The organism is Pirellulales bacterium (assembly GCA_035533075.1).
Classification (GTDB): Bacteria; Planctomycetota; Planctomycetia; order Pirellulales; family JAICIG01; genus DASSFG01.
Window position 1 is genome coordinate 22,479 of record DATLUO010000280.1, and the last position, 13,795, is coordinate 36,273.

The 13,795-nt window shown below is 64.3% G+C and carries 10 protein-coding genes; 7 read left to right on the forward strand and 3 right to left on the reverse strand.

What is annotated here, in order from left to right; genetic code table 11:
* Positions 1-290 precede the first annotated feature (290 nt).
* The 4 genes from ftsH (at position 291) to VNH11_34740 (ending at position 5,044) form a co-directional block, all read left to right on the forward strand.
* The gene (gene ftsH, locus VNH11_34725; protein HVA51548.1) at positions 291-2,414 is read left to right on the forward strand and encodes an ATP-dependent zinc metalloprotease FtsH; all 2,124 of its coding nucleotides are present in this window, start codon (positions 291-293) and stop codon (positions 2,412-2,414) included.
* A 433-nt stretch (positions 2,415-2,847) separates the two neighbouring features.
* Positions 2,848-3,000 (forward strand): hypothetical protein, encoded by a 153-nt coding sequence (locus tag VNH11_34730; protein ID HVA51549.1) that lies wholly within the window; start codon positions 2,848-2,850, stop codon positions 2,998-3,000.
* 284 nt (positions 3,001-3,284) lie between these two features.
* Positions 3,285-3,668, forward strand: coding sequence for a PilZ domain-containing protein (locus VNH11_34735; GenBank protein ID HVA51550.1), 384 nt, complete (start codon positions 3,285-3,287; stop codon positions 3,666-3,668).
* Positions 3,669-3,688: 20 nt separating this feature from the next.
* Positions 3,689-5,044 carry an MFS transporter gene (locus VNH11_34740; GenBank protein HVA51551.1) on the forward strand — a complete coding sequence of 452 codons (1,356 nt, stop codon included), beginning with the start codon at positions 3,689-3,691 and terminating at the stop codon, positions 5,042-5,044.
* Positions 5,045-5,083: 39 nt separating this feature from the next.
* On the opposite strand, the gene VNH11_34745 is transcribed toward VNH11_34740, so the two are convergent.
* Positions 5,084-5,392: a hypothetical protein gene (locus VNH11_34745; protein HVA51552.1), complete on the reverse strand. Its 309-nt coding sequence runs from the start codon at positions 5,390-5,392 to the stop codon at positions 5,084-5,086.
* 37 nt (positions 5,393-5,429) lie between these two features.
* Positions 5,430-5,993: a hypothetical protein gene (locus VNH11_34750; GenBank protein HVA51553.1), complete on the reverse strand. Its 564-nt coding sequence runs from the start codon at positions 5,991-5,993 to the stop codon at positions 5,430-5,432.
* Positions 5,994-6,295: 302 nt separating this feature from the next.
* On the opposite strand from VNH11_34750, the gene VNH11_34755 reads away from it, so the two are divergent.
* Positions 6,296-7,489 (forward strand): PLP-dependent transferase, encoded by a 1,194-nt coding sequence (locus VNH11_34755; GenBank protein ID HVA51554.1) that lies wholly within the window; start codon positions 6,296-6,298, stop codon positions 7,487-7,489.
* A 53-nt stretch (positions 7,490-7,542) separates the two neighbouring features.
* On the opposite strand, the gene VNH11_34760 is transcribed toward VNH11_34755, so the two are convergent.
* Positions 7,543-8,985 (reverse strand): FAD-linked oxidase C-terminal domain-containing protein, encoded by a 1,443-nt coding sequence (locus VNH11_34760; GenBank protein ID HVA51555.1) that lies wholly within the window; start codon positions 8,983-8,985, stop codon positions 7,543-7,545.
* A gap of 336 nt (positions 8,986-9,321) precedes the next feature.
* Between VNH11_34760 and VNH11_34765 the strand changes: the two genes are divergently transcribed.
* Both VNH11_34765 and VNH11_34770 read left to right on the forward strand, forming a co-directional pair.
* Positions 9,322-10,266 (forward strand): sugar phosphate isomerase/epimerase, encoded by a 945-nt coding sequence (locus VNH11_34765; protein ID HVA51556.1) that lies wholly within the window; start codon positions 9,322-9,324, stop codon positions 10,264-10,266.
* Between the two features lie 269 nt (positions 10,267-10,535).
* Positions 10,536-13,736: a bifunctional serine/threonine-protein kinase/formylglycine-generating enzyme family protein gene (locus VNH11_34770; protein ID HVA51557.1), complete on the forward strand. Its 3,201-nt coding sequence runs from the start codon at positions 10,536-10,538 to the stop codon at positions 13,734-13,736.
* Positions 13,737-13,795 lie beyond the last annotated feature (59 nt).

The following is a 13,795-nucleotide window of genomic DNA, read 5'->3' on the forward strand; positions in this document are numbered from 1 at the left end:
ATGAGGGATGAGAGATGAGGGATGAGGGATTATACGTCGCGCGGCCGAAAGTGAGGCCCGAGCCGCCGCTTCTGTAGGGAACGCCCTCCGTGGCGTTCCGCAGCCTCGCCGGTGTAAAGTCCATTGGTGGGCCGCGGAACGCCACGGAGGGCGTTCCCTACAGAGACGACTTCGGGACCCAGGACCTCACTTCCGGCCGCGTGAGGTATAACGATGGCCGACGGCCATCTCTCATCCCTTATCCCTCATCTCTCATCTGTTTCAATCAGCTAATCGATTACGAACCGTCAATGGAAAACAAGAACGAAAACGGCCGCAAGCCGCCCGAAAAAAAGTCTCCCGAAAAAAAGAGCGCGCCGGTCGGCACCAATGTCATCGGCTATCTGCTGGCCCTGGCCATCGGCGCGATGCTGATTGTGATGGTGTTGCACCGGGGCAACGAAGCCGACATTCCTTACCTCGAACTGCTCCGGCTCATCAAGCTGGGAAATCCGCAAACGAGCGATCTGAAAGACGCCACGGCCAAGGCCAAAGACACGGCCGCGGTCCCGCACATCGAGATCGAAGAAAACCCGCACACCAACAACCATCGCATCCTCTGGTATTCGAATCTCAAAGAACTAACGGTCGGGCCGACGGAGGTCACCGGCAAGGTCACGCAGGAGATTCGCGAACCGAAGACCGCGCCCCAGGTGGTCGACTTCCGCTCCGCCCGAATGGGCCTGGAAGACGACAACGGCGAGCTGCTCAAGCAGTTGCAGGACCACGGCTTCACCGACGTTCGCGGGAAGGCGGCCCCCAGCCCGCTGCGCGATTATTTGCCCGCCTTGATGTTCGCCGCCTTGATCGTGTTGTTTGTGGTCATCATGATGCGGCGGTTCGGCGGCGCCGGCAGCCCGATGGCCTTCGGCCGCAGCCGCGGCAAGATGTACGCCCAGGAAGACATCGGCGTGACGTTCGAAGACGTGGCCGGCATCGACGAAGCCGTCGACGAGCTGCGCGAAGTGGTCGAGTTCCTCCGCAGCCCCGAAAAATATCAGGTGCTGGGCGGCCGCATTCCCAAGGGCGTGCTGCTGGTCGGGCCGCCGGGCACCGGCAAGACGTTGTTGGCCAAGGCGATCGCCGGCGAGGCGGGCGTGCCGTTCTTCAGCCTTTCGGGCAGCGACTTCGTCGAGATGTTCGTGGGCGTGGGGGCCGCCCGCGTGCGCGACATGTTCCAGCAGGCCGAGGCCAAGGCCCCCTGCATCATCTTTATCGACGAGCTCGACGCCCTGGGCAAGACGCGCGGCACGAGCCTTGTCGGCGGACACGACGAGCGCGAGCAGACCCTGAACGCCCTGCTGGTCGAGATGGACGGCTTCGACTCCAACAGCGGCGTGATCGTGTTGGCCGCCTCGAACCGGCCCGAAACGCTCGACCCGGCCCTGTTGCGCCCCGGCCGCTTCGACCGCCACGTGCTCGTCGACCGGCCCGACGTCAAGGGCCGCGAAAAAATCCTGGAAGTTCACGTGCAGAACGTCAAGCTCGACAGCAGCATTCGGCTCAAGGAAGTAGCGGCGATCACCTCCGGCTTCGTCGGCGCCGACCTGGCCAACCTGGTGAACGAGTCGGCCCTCTTGGCCGCCCGAAAAGGGAAGACGGCCGTGGGCATGGAGGAATTCAACGAGGGAGTCGAGCGCGTCACGGCCGGCCTGGAAAAGAAGCAGCGCGTGATGCACGAAGACGAGAAGCAGCGCGTGGCCTATCACGAAAGCGGCCATGCCTTGGTGGCTTACAGCCTGCCCAACACCGATCCGGTGCATAAAGTGTCGATTATCCCTCGCGGCCTGGCCGCGCTGGGATACATGATGCAGCGGCCGGAAGGCGACCGCTACTTGATGACCCAATCGGAACTGGAAAGCCGCATCCAGGTGTTGCTGGCCGGCACGCTGGCCGAGGAGCTGATTTTCAGCGATGTCTCGACCGGCGCACAGAACGACTTGGAGCGGGCCAGCGAGATCGCCCGCAGCATGGTGATGGACTATGGCATGAGCCGGTTGGGCCGCATTAATTTGCGGGAAAGTGCGCGGTCGCCCTTCTTAGCCGGATCGGGCGAGTTTCCCCGCGATCGCAGCTACAGCGAGCAGACCGCTCGCGAGATCGACAAGGAAGTGCAGCGAATTACCGAGGAGGCCATCGAACGAGTGCGTCGGATTTTGCAGTCGCGTCAGCCGGCGCTGGTTGGGCTGGCGAAGCGGTTGATCGAGCACGAAGTGATCGACGCCGACGAGCTACGTCAGATCATCGAAGAGAACTCGCCCAGTCCGCAGATTGTGCCCGGCACGGCGTCGGAGCGCAAACGGCCTCTGCCCGAAGCCGGCGAGATGGCCGCCGCCGAGTCGAACGAGGATTTACGGCGCACGGAGGAAGGGTGAAACGACAGGGGAGTGAATTGGACCTTATTGAAAGCGACCACCCGCCAAGTTGCTCTACTTGCACGCAATCGTCGGTGGCTGGGGCAGAAGCTGGCCGAGATTGATCCGGCCCTTGCAATACGCATCGCCGGCCAGCGATGCCCCGGTGGTAGCGCTACCTGGGCATCGCCGCGACGGAGCGATTTGCGCGGAACTCCCCAATCGGCGCGGCTCTGCCCCAGCCACCGCCATTCCGTTTCTGTTGTTTAGGCGGGTGGTGGATTGAAAGTGCCTGGGGCGGTGCAATATAATCCAAGAAAGCCTATATGCTCGCAGGGTTCAAATTATGGCTCCGGAAGAAGTTCGTGAGGTTCTTCGGCAGCAGCCGTTCGAACCGTTCCGCTTGGTCATGTCAGACGGTGGCGGCTATGACATTCGGCACCCGGATCTCTTAATGATTGGGCAATGGACTGCGATGGTGGGTCTGACCGGCGAGCCGGGCAAGACCCTTTATGAGCGAGCGGTGAAGGTCGACCTTTCGCACGTCATCCGCCTGGAGCCTCTGGCTTCCGCCTCGGCGCCGCCCAAGAACGAGTCAGGCCGGTAGCGTGCTCTGCTATACTTCACACGGCCAAGAATGAGACGTTTTTCCGCGAGCAAAAGCGGTGGCTGGGGCAGAGCTTGGCCCGCTACCGCCCCGACAATCAGGACACGCCCTGCGGCCAAGCGATGCCCCGGTGTGACCCGCCGGGGCATCGCTTGGCCGCAGAGCGTGTCCTCAATTCGAGTCAGTCCTGGCCAAGCTCTGCCCCAGCCACCGCGTGTCATTAATCAATCGACGACTGACAAAGCACTCGTTGTTGAGCTATAGTTGTCGGGGGCACCTCTTCTATGGACTTGCCTAACTGGAGCTTCGTCGGCCGGCGGCCGCGCCACCAACTGGATGGCGCCGCGACCGTCGACGTCGAGATCCAGTGGCAGTCGAGCGGCAAATCGTCGCGCCAGGCGGCCGAGTTGATCGACTTCTCGCGCCAGGGCGCCCGGTTCCGCTCGGGTGCGGCCTTGGCCATAGACGAGACGATCGGATTTTTTTTGCGCCACCCGCCCTCTGATATCGACGTCGCCCTGTCGGGCATGGTACGATGGCGAGCGAAAGAGGACGCCGACCGTTGGTTGTACGGTTGCCAGTTCAGGGAAGAAGTACCGCTGGAGACGCTCGGTGAACTTTTCCTGTCCGGAATTCTCGCCGCCCAACCACCGACGTCGCCTGGCTAGACACCGAACCAAACCGCTCGATGGACGAATCTGGCCTTAGTGGCCGGCGCTCGCAGACGCGCGACACGATCCGACTGGGTCTCCTGTTCGGCACGATTTATTTCGTGCAAGGGACAAGCGAGCCGACGACCGGGCTGGTGTCGCAACCGAACCAGTCGCTGCTGCGCGAGTGGGGCGAGACGCCCGAACAGATTGCCACTTTCGTGGCCATCCTGGCCGCGCCCTGGTGCTTGAAGCCGTTGTTCGGCTTCATTTCCGACTTCTTTCCGCTGGCCAGATATCGGCGGAAAAGCTATCTGATCCTCACCAGTCTGGTGGCGATGGCCGGCTTCTTCGCCCTGGCCTGGTGGACTCCGTGGCCCGTGGGCGAATACAACCGCCTGCTTTCCTGGCTGCTGGTGCCAACGGTGGCCGTAATCTTCGCCAACGTGGTCGTCGACGCCATGATGATCGAAGCCGGCCAGCCTCGCGGCATCACCGGCCGGCTGCAATCGGTGCAGTGGGCGGCGATTTACGCCGGCAGCATCCTGACGGGCAAGCTCGGCGGCATTCTCAGCGAGCGCCAAGAACAGCGGCTTGGTTTCGTGATATGCGGCGCCCTGATGTCGTGTACGTTTATCCTGTCGCTGGTGGGCCTGAAAGATACGCCCGCCATCGGCCCCAGGGAGGACTGGCGAAAATCGCTCGGTTCGCTGGGCGCGGCGATGAGGTCGCCGCAAGTGCGGGCGGTCATGGCGTTCGTCTTTCTCTGGCATTTCAATCCCTGCTGCCAGGCCGTTCTCTATCTGCACATGACCGACGGCATGGGGTTCAGCGAGGAGTTCTATGGCGATACGATGTCGCTGATCGCCATGGGTTCGCTGGCCGCGTGCGTGTCGTACGGGTTCTACTGCCGGCGCGTGCCGATGCGGCGATTGGTGTATGCGGCCGTGATTTTGGGCGTGGCCAGCACCTGGGGATACTGGAACCTGGCCGGCCGGACCTCCGCCGTGCTGATCAGCGTGCTGACCGGCTTCGCTTATATGACGGCCAGCATGATCATCGTCGACTTGGCCGCGCGGGCCTGTCCGATCGAGGCGGCGGGCACGCTGTTCGCCCTGTTCATGGCCACCTGCAACATCAGCTCCGCCATCACGACCTGGCTGGGAGGCCACATCTACCAGGCGGCCGGCGAGCGATGGGGTTATGAGGAGGCTTTCAGCGTTGTGGTGGCGCTGGGCGGTCTAGGCTGCGCGAGTGCGTGGTGGGCCATCCGCTACCTGCCCGTCGAATTGCTCGGTTGCCCGCAGCCTGCGCCCGCCTCGCGGAGCGCTGGGGAATTGCCGGTGCTGGGCGAATTGCCGCTGGCGATCGAGTCGCCACCGTCGGGCATTTAGTCGCGACGGCCGGAGTCGGCCAAATGCAAGGTGCAGGTGCTACTCCTCCGCGATCATCCACCCCTGCACTTTCCCGCTTGGCAGCGGTAGCATCGTGGGTCTGGAACAGAGGATGCGAACGACATTCGGGTCGCGAGGGTTACTCAGCATCTCAATACCGAGGATCTCGACCTCTTCCTCGGAACCGAGGCCGTGCAGCCGCACGCGTTTTCCGGTGCCGAGCGATCCGCGTTCGATGCGAACGTCGAGGCCAATTCGTCCTTTAAGAACAGAGGCCGGAAAGAGTTCGCCGAGATCCATAACCTCGACGACCGTCGCGGCCAGTTTGTCGGTGGCGGTTCTTGTCATAACATTAGCCTAGTCCGGTACGCCCAACCTCTGCAAATCAAGACGAACTGAGGTAACACCGCTTCGCGATCACGCCCCCCAGTACGGCAAATACGAGGGCGAACAGCGCGTGACCAGTCGTGATGAAAAGAGCTTGATCGACGGTTGGCATGATGAAGGCTTCTGCGCCCATCGGCCCTGGTGTGCCCGGCATCGTGCCGGGCGGCGCGGCGCTATAAGTATAAGTTGTCGAGCCGGAGGGCCAAGGCGCAGCGGCCGGCGTCGCATACATGACCGTCGTTGGCAGCATCTGGTGGCATCGATCGAGCAACTCGCTGGTGACCAGGCGGTCTCGTAATGGCGCAGAACCATCCGGCGATTGCCATTGCCCGCAGGTTGCCCAGAGATATGCAAAGCCGAACGCCGCGAAGCCGCCCCAATAGGCACGTCGCGCGCCGGAACAAAAAATCGCCGCCGTGGCTGCGGTGATCAGCATGAAGAGCACGGCTGTGAAGGTCAGCAGGGAGAACCATGCCGTCGCGTAAACCATCAAGCCGCAACTGACCGCCGCGAAAGAGACGACGCCAAACAACCCGCGGAGCGAGAAGTGAAAACGACGCATGGCGACTCCTTTACTACAGAATGGGCAACAATCGCATTTTCTCATTACGCCCCAGAGAACACCACACGTGCCGGGCCTCAGGGTGGTGCCCTAATAGTGTGTTGCTCGTGTGCAAAGAGACACTAACCCGAAGCGTCAGCGAGGCAGAATCACGACATTTCCTCGCTGACGCTTCGGGTTAGTGCGGGCCAGCAACACACTATTAGGACACCACCCGGGCGTGAAGCACGCTCCAGGCTGCCTTTGTTACCAGGCCGAAGGCCGTCGTGGTTGCCGCTGTCGCGCGTTGCTACAATGCGGCCATGATGCCCGACAATTCGTCCTTCTCCGACCGGCCCGACGACATTTGTGCTCGATTGCCAAAGCTGCCGCCGCAGCCGACCGAGCCGGCGTCGCCGCCGATTTACGCCGCTTCCGTCTATCGTTGCGAGTCGCCCGCGCAGGCCGAGAATCTGCTGTCCGGCGAATCGGCCGGATACGTCTATAGCCGCGACGGGCATCCCAACGCCGATCAGTTGGCACAGAAATGCGCCGAGTTGCACGCCGCCGGCTGGGCCACCGCTTGCAGCTCGGGCATGGCGGCGCTGGCCCTGGCCGCGGTGAGCCACCTGACGCAAGGCGACCACGTCGTCGTCGGCAACCAACTTTATGGACGCAGTCTGCAATTGTTCAACGGCGAGCTGGCCCGTTTCGGCGTCGAAGCGGCGACGGTCGACACCTGCGACCTCGACGCCACCGCCGCGGCACTGCGGCCGACGACGCGGTTGGTGGTCGCCGAGACGATCACCAATCCCTTGCTGCGCGTGACCGACATCGCCCGGCTCTCCGCGTTGGTCCATGCGCATGGCGCCCGGCTGCTGGTCGACAACACGTTGGCCACGCCGATCGTCTGCCGGCCGCTCGAACTGGGTGCCGATTTGGTGGTGGAGAGTCTGACCAAGCTGATGAGCGGCCACAGCGACGTTTTGCTCGGCCTGCTCTGCGGCACAGGGAACGCTCCGCAACGAGTCAAGGCCGCCCAGTCGACCTGGGGCTTCTCGACCAGCCCTTTCGACTGCTGGCTGGCCTTGCGCGGCCTCGGCACCTTGGCCTTGCGGGCCGAGCGGGCCATGGCCAGCGCAGAGGCGGCGGCCCGGTTCCTAATCGGTCACGAAAAGGTCAGCCGAGTGGAGCATCCCGGTTTGTCCGAACACCCGGATCATGAACTCGCCGCCAGCCAGTTCCACGGCCGGTTCGGCAACATGGTGACGTGTACGTTGCACGGCGGGCTGGCGGCGGCCGAGCGGTTCATCGCCGCCAAAACGATTCCCTTTTGCCCTTCGTTGGGAGACCTGAGCACAACCCTCAGCCATCCCAGTTCGACCAGCCACCGCTCGATGTCGGAAGACGCGCGGCGGTCGTTGGGCATCGAGCAGGCCACGGTCCGCCTGTCCGTGGGAATCGAATCGGCAGACGCGGTCATGGCCGGACTTGCGGAGGGCCTGTCGGCGGTCTGATGAGAGATAAGAGATGAGAGATGTTGTCGCCTTTCGCCCTCATCCCTCATCCCTTACAAGGCCGCTTTTCGCCCCGGGTGGCGCTGTTCCAGGCCGCAGCCAGCCGTAGTCGGCAGCATCTTGCCGGGACTCAGGTTGCCGCGGGGGTTGAAGGCCCGACGCAGCCGCTCCATTACCGCTAGGTCGTCGCCGGTGAACATTTTGTGCATGAAGCCGAGCTTTTCGACGCCGATGCCGTGCTCGCCGGTCACGCTGCCGCCGCATGCCAGGCACTCTTCCAAGATATCCTCGCTGGCGGCCAGCACGCGGCGGACTTGTGCCGGATCGCGCTCGTCGAACAGCAGAATTGGGTGAATGTTGCCGTCGCCGGCGTGAAAGACGTTGACCGTGCGCAGCTCGTGCTTGGCGCCGATCTCATAGATCCGCCGCAAGATGTGAGGCAGCTTGGTGCGCGGCACGACGCCGTCTTGCGTGCAGTAACTTGGGCTTAAACGACCGACCGCGCCGAACGCCTGCTTGCGCGACTTCCAAAGCAACTGCCGCTCCTGCGGACTGTCGGCCTGGCGAACTTCGCGCGCCTGCGACTTTTGACAGAGACCGACAATGCGGTCGCGTTGCTCGTCGAGGCCGGCTTCCAGCCCGTCGACTTCGATCAGCAGAATGGCCTGGGCATCGAGTGGAAAGCCGAAGTGAAAGGCGGCCTCGATGGCCTGCAAGATGCCCTGATCCATCATCTCCAAGGCGGCCGGCACGATGCCCGCGGCGATGATCTCGCTGATGGCGTTAGTGGCGTCGTCGACCGATTCGAAGACGGCCAGCATGGTCCGCACGCCCTGCGGGTCGCGCGTCAGCCGCACCCAGACTTTGGTGACGATGGCCAGCGTGCCTTCGCTGCCGACGAGGGTGCCGGTGAGATCGAGTCCCGTAGGATCTTCCGCCGGGCCGCCGAACTCGACGACCGAGCCATCGGCCAGCACCGCTTCGAGGCCCAGCACATGGTTCACCGTGACGCCGTATTTGAGCGTGTGCGGTCCGCCGGAGTTTGTGGCCACGTTGCCGCCGATCGTGCAGGCTCCCTGGCTCGACGGGTCGGGGGCATAATGATAGCCCGTTCCCTTCAGGGCCTGCGTGAGCCAGACATTGACCACGCCCGGCTGCACGACGGCATACCGGTCGCGGAGATTGATCTCCACGATTTGCTTCATGCGCGTGAGCACGATCATCACGCCGCCGCCCACCGGCAAGCAGCCGCCGGCCAGGCTGGTGCCCGCCCCGCGCGGCAGGAACGGCACGCCCGCCTCGTTCGAGAGCCGCACGATCTGCGACACCTGCTCGGTAGTGCGTGGAAAGACGGCTACGTCGGGCGTGTTCTTTTCGATCACAAACCCGTCGCACTCATAAACAACCAGCTCGCCATGCGTCGAGAGCACGCTTTCGGTGCCCACGATCTGGCGGAAGCGTTGGGCAAGCTGTGCGAGAGTTTCAGGAGCGAGCATTGGCTGGATGAATGAGCCGGCGAAGGAAACCAACTGGCAATTATACCGCAGGAGGCCGTCGTTAGGACGAAACGCGGTGGCTGGGGCAGAGCCGCGCGATGGGCGAGTTCAGCCTCTACGTTCCGCCGCGGCGATGCCCCGGTAGTGCCACCGCCGGGGCATCGCTGGCCGACGAAGTGTTTCGTGATTCCCCGCGCACACTCGGCCAGCTTCTGCCCCAGCCACCGTTTTCCCCGTTGCCGCTGCCTTTTTCCGGTTGTCTCGATTACGATAGTGAGGCACCAGCCGACTTTTCAACTTCCGACCCGAGACCTTGGACTGACCATGAGCCAACCTATGACGCGACGTCACATTCTGGCCCAAGCCGGCATCGCCGCGGGAGCGACGGCCGCCGGATCCGCCGTCACGCAGGCCGCCGACGGGCCGAAGCCGGCAACGAAGCCCGGCAAGCCGTTCGGTTATTGCTTGAACACCAGCACCGTCCGCGGGCAAAAGCTGGGCATCGAGAAAGAGATCGATCTGGCCGCCAAAGCCGGCTACGACGGCATCGAGCCGTGGATCAACGAAATCGACGAATACGTGAAGCAGGGCGGCTCGCTCAAAGACCTGGCAAAGCGGATCAGCGACCGCGGCCTGACCGTGGCCAGCGCCATCGGCTTTGCCCAGTGGATCGTCGGCGACGACGCGCAGCGGGCCAAAGGGCTGGAAGAAGCGAAACGCACGATGGATCTGGTGGCCCAGCTTGGCGGCCGACGGATCGCGGCCCCGCCTGCCGGCGCCACCGACAAACCGGCCCTCGATTTATCGGAGGCCGCGACGCGCTATCGGGCGTTGCTCGAGCTGGGGCGGCAGATGGGCGTGGCGCCGCAGCTCGAAGTGTGGGGCTTCTCCAAGAACCTCAGCCGTCTGGGTGAGACCGTGTATGTGGCGGTGGAAACCGGCCATCGCAACGCCTGCCTGCTCCTCGATGTCTATCACCTTTACAAGGGCGGCTCCGAGTTCAACGGCATCAAGCTGCTGGGCGGTGCGGGCATGCACGTCTTCCACGTGAACGACTACCCGGCATCGCCCCCGCGGCAAACGATCACCGACGCCGATCGCGTCTATCCCGGCGACGGCGTTGCGCCGCTAGACCAATTGTTTCGCGACCTGCGCGACGCCGGCTTCTGCGGCATGCTTTCGCTGGAGTTGTTCAACCGCGGTTACTGGGAGCAGGATCCGTTGGAAGTTGCCCGCACGGGTCTGGAAAAGACCCGTGCCGCCGTGGAAAGATCGCTTTAGCCGCACATATCGAGCGATCAAGGTAGGGTGGGGCCAGCGAGCTTGCGAGCGCCGGCCCACCGTTGGCGACGTCGATTACGGTGGGCCGGCGCTCGCAAGCTCGCTGGTCCCACCCTACGCCCAATGCGTTACTGCGGACGGGTGTCTGTCGATCATACCGTCCATAACGAACGTACCGATGTTTTCGCTCGCGTCGGCTGCGCCAGCCCAGGCGATGGCGTCATGCTATGTTTGCGAAGTCTTGCCAACTCGCTCTGCGGAAGCCTGCCATGTTGCAATCGTTCGCGTCGCTCGCCGGCACGATGGCGCCCGCCGGCGCAGAAACGCCTGTGCTCGGCGCCCCGATTTTCCCGCCACCTGGCGACTCGCCCGCCGCCACCACCAGCCCTGGGCGCTTCGAAGTGCTGCGGACTCATGCCAGCGGAGGTTTGGGCCGAGTCTCCGTGGCCGTCGATAACGAACTGCGCAGACAGGTGGCGATCAAAGAAATGCACCCGCAATTGGCCGACCACCCGGAAAGCCGCGCCCGGTTTCTGCTCGAAGCCGAAGTCACCGGCAGCCTGGAACATCCGGGCGTCGTTCCCGTCTATAGCCTGGGCAATTGGCCCGATGGCCGGCCCTTCTATGCCATGCGGCTGATTCGCGGCCAGACGCTCGAAGAAGCCGTCCGGCAGTTCCATGAGACCCCCTGCGACGCCGGCGAGCGCGAGCTGCGGCTGCGCAAGTTGCTGCGTCGCTTCATCGATATTTGTAATGCGGTCGAGTATGCCCATAGCCGCGGCGTGCTGCACCGCGATCTCAAGCCGGCCAACGTCATGCTCGGTCCCTACGGCGAAACGCTCGTCGTCGATTGGGGGCTGGCCAAACCGGCCACGCAAGGCGACGTGGCCGCCAGCTCCACGCAAACGTTTGTGGCCCTTCAGGCATCGGGCAACACGCCGGCCACCCGCGCCGGCACCGTGATCGGCACGCCCGCCTATATGGGCCCCGAACAGGCGTCCGGCGCGCTCGACCGGCTTGGTCCGGCCAGCGATGTCTACAGCTTGGGAGCGACGCTCTACACGGTCCTGACCAATCAGCCGCCGTTTGCCGACGAGAACTTCGCGGTGACGCGAAGCCGCATTCTGAAAGGCGACTTTCCGCCCCCGCGCTGGGTCCGCTCCGACGTGCCGCGACCGCTGGAGGCGATTTGCCTCAAAGCGATGGCCTTGCAGCCGGGCAATCGCTATGCCTCGGCCCACGCCTTGGCGGAAGACGTCGAGCACTGGCTGGCCGACGCGCCGGTCCGGGCATATCGCGAAGGGCCGATCGAGCGCTGGTCGCGCTGGTCGCGCCGCCACCGGGCCTGGGCGCGGGCGGTGGCCTTTTCGTTGACGTTGGTGTCCGTCGTGGCCCTCGTCGCAAGCGGTCTGGTGAACCGGGCGCGGCTGCAAATCGACGAAGCACACCACCAACGCGCCTTGGCTCAGATCGATTTGCTCTGCAATGCCGAGCCGGCCGCGATACCGTTGATCCTCGAAAACCTGCGCCCTTTTCACGACGAAGTCGCGCCGCGGCTGCGAGAGATGCTTGCCGGCGGCGACCTCAGCCCGCGACAGCGAATGCGGCTCGATCTGGCCTTGCTCGACGACGATCCGACGCGCGTGACCGACCTCGTCGGGTCGCTCTTGACCTGCTCCTACGACGATTTTGAGGTCGTCCGCGACCGCTTGCGACCGCACGCCAAGACCTTTATCGACTCATTGTGGCAAACGCTCCGTGACGTTCGCGCCGACGCAAGCAGTCGCTTTCACGCCGGCCTGGCCCTGGCCAGCTACCTGCCCGACTCGACGCACTGGACCGCGGACGACTCCGCGTTTATGGCGCGCACACTGCTCGCCCAATCCGTCGATCACCAGCGAGAATTGCGGGCCGACCTGCGGCCGATCGCGTCGCGGCTGTTGCCCGAAGTCTACCGCTCGTTCCGCGACGATTCGCAGCCCGGTGACGTGTGCAGCGCCGCCACGGCCGCGTTGGCCGCCTGGGCGGTCGACCGGCCCGGCCTGCTGGCGACGGCGGCCAGCGAGGCGAGTGCCGAACCCTTCGTGGTCTTGCTGCCGACCCTGGCCGCCGCGCCCGACCGGCCGACCGCCGTCGCCACGTTGCGCGAGATCGTCGGCCGCCAACCACCGGCCGACGGCAGAATCACTGAGCGAGAGCGAATCGCCTTGGGACGCCTGCGGGCCGGGGCGGCGATCGCGCTGCTGCGCCTGGGAGACGATCCCAAATTGAGCGAGGTGTTCACGCCCGGCGACGATCCGGAAAGCCGGACGCAGTTTGTGGCCGGTTTGCGGGCCCGCGGCGTCGGGCCGGAAAAGTTGATCGAGCTTCTCGCCGCCGCGCGCCAAGAGGCGGTGCGCTTCGGGCTGATCTTGGCGTTGGGCGAATTCCGCATCGAAGAAATTCCCGGACCGGCCCGCGATCGCCTGACGCAATGGCTTGCGGACTGGTATCAGACCGATCCCAGTTCCGCGATCCACTCCGCCTGCGCGTGGCTGTTGACAACCTGGAACATGCGCGACCGCGTCGATGGCTTTGACTACGCGCCGCATTCCGCCGCCCGTGACCGGCAACGGGAGTGGTTCATGGTCCCGTTGGGTCCGACTACTGGGGTCGGCAATGTGTTGAAGATGATCGCCTTTCCCGCGGGCGAATTCTGGATGGGATCGCCCGCGACCGAAACCGACCGTCAGAACCTGGAATCTCAGCATCGCGTGCGACTGTCGCGGCCTTTCGCCATCAGCCATCGGCCTCTTTCACGGGCAGTGTATACGCGCTTTCTGACGGAGACCCGCGGCGCCGCGGCGGCCGACGCCTGGCTCGCCTCGGTGCGGGAAATGGCGCCGACGCCGAAACACTCGGCGGTCCGCATAAATTGGTACGACGCGGTCTTGCTGGCACGCTGGTTGACCTTCCAGGCCGGCATGAGCGAAAGCGACCAGTGCTATGCCGACCCGGCCACGTTGGCGCTGGACCGCGACGGGCACCCGATCGACCGGCAATGGCCGTTGCGTCCCGAAAGAAAGGGCTTTCGCTTGCCGACCGAGGCGGAATGGGAATATGCCTGCCGAGCGGGCACGGTGACTGCGTTCAGTTTCGGCAGCGACCAATCATTGGCCGGCGACTATGGCTGGTTTCAGAGCAATTCCGCCGGCAGCTTGCAGCCGAGTTGGGTCTTGAAGCCGACGGGGCGCGGCCTGTTTTCGATCCACGGCAATGTGGGAGAGTGGTGCCATGATTGGCTGGGCTTCATCCCCGGCGGCACCGGTGTGGATCCGATCGGCGCCGCCGAGGGGCCTTGCCGCGCGATGCGCGGCGGTTCGTACTTAAGCGTGGCGGTCCTGTCGCGTTCCGCCAGCCGCGCCGGCCTGCCACCGGAGTTCGCCGCCCCCTACGGCAGCGTCCGCCTGGTGTGTACGCTGTCGCAGTAGACCCAAAGGCGGCCGTGCGGCGCCCGATAGCACGGTGAGGGCATGCAGCTTGCACCAAT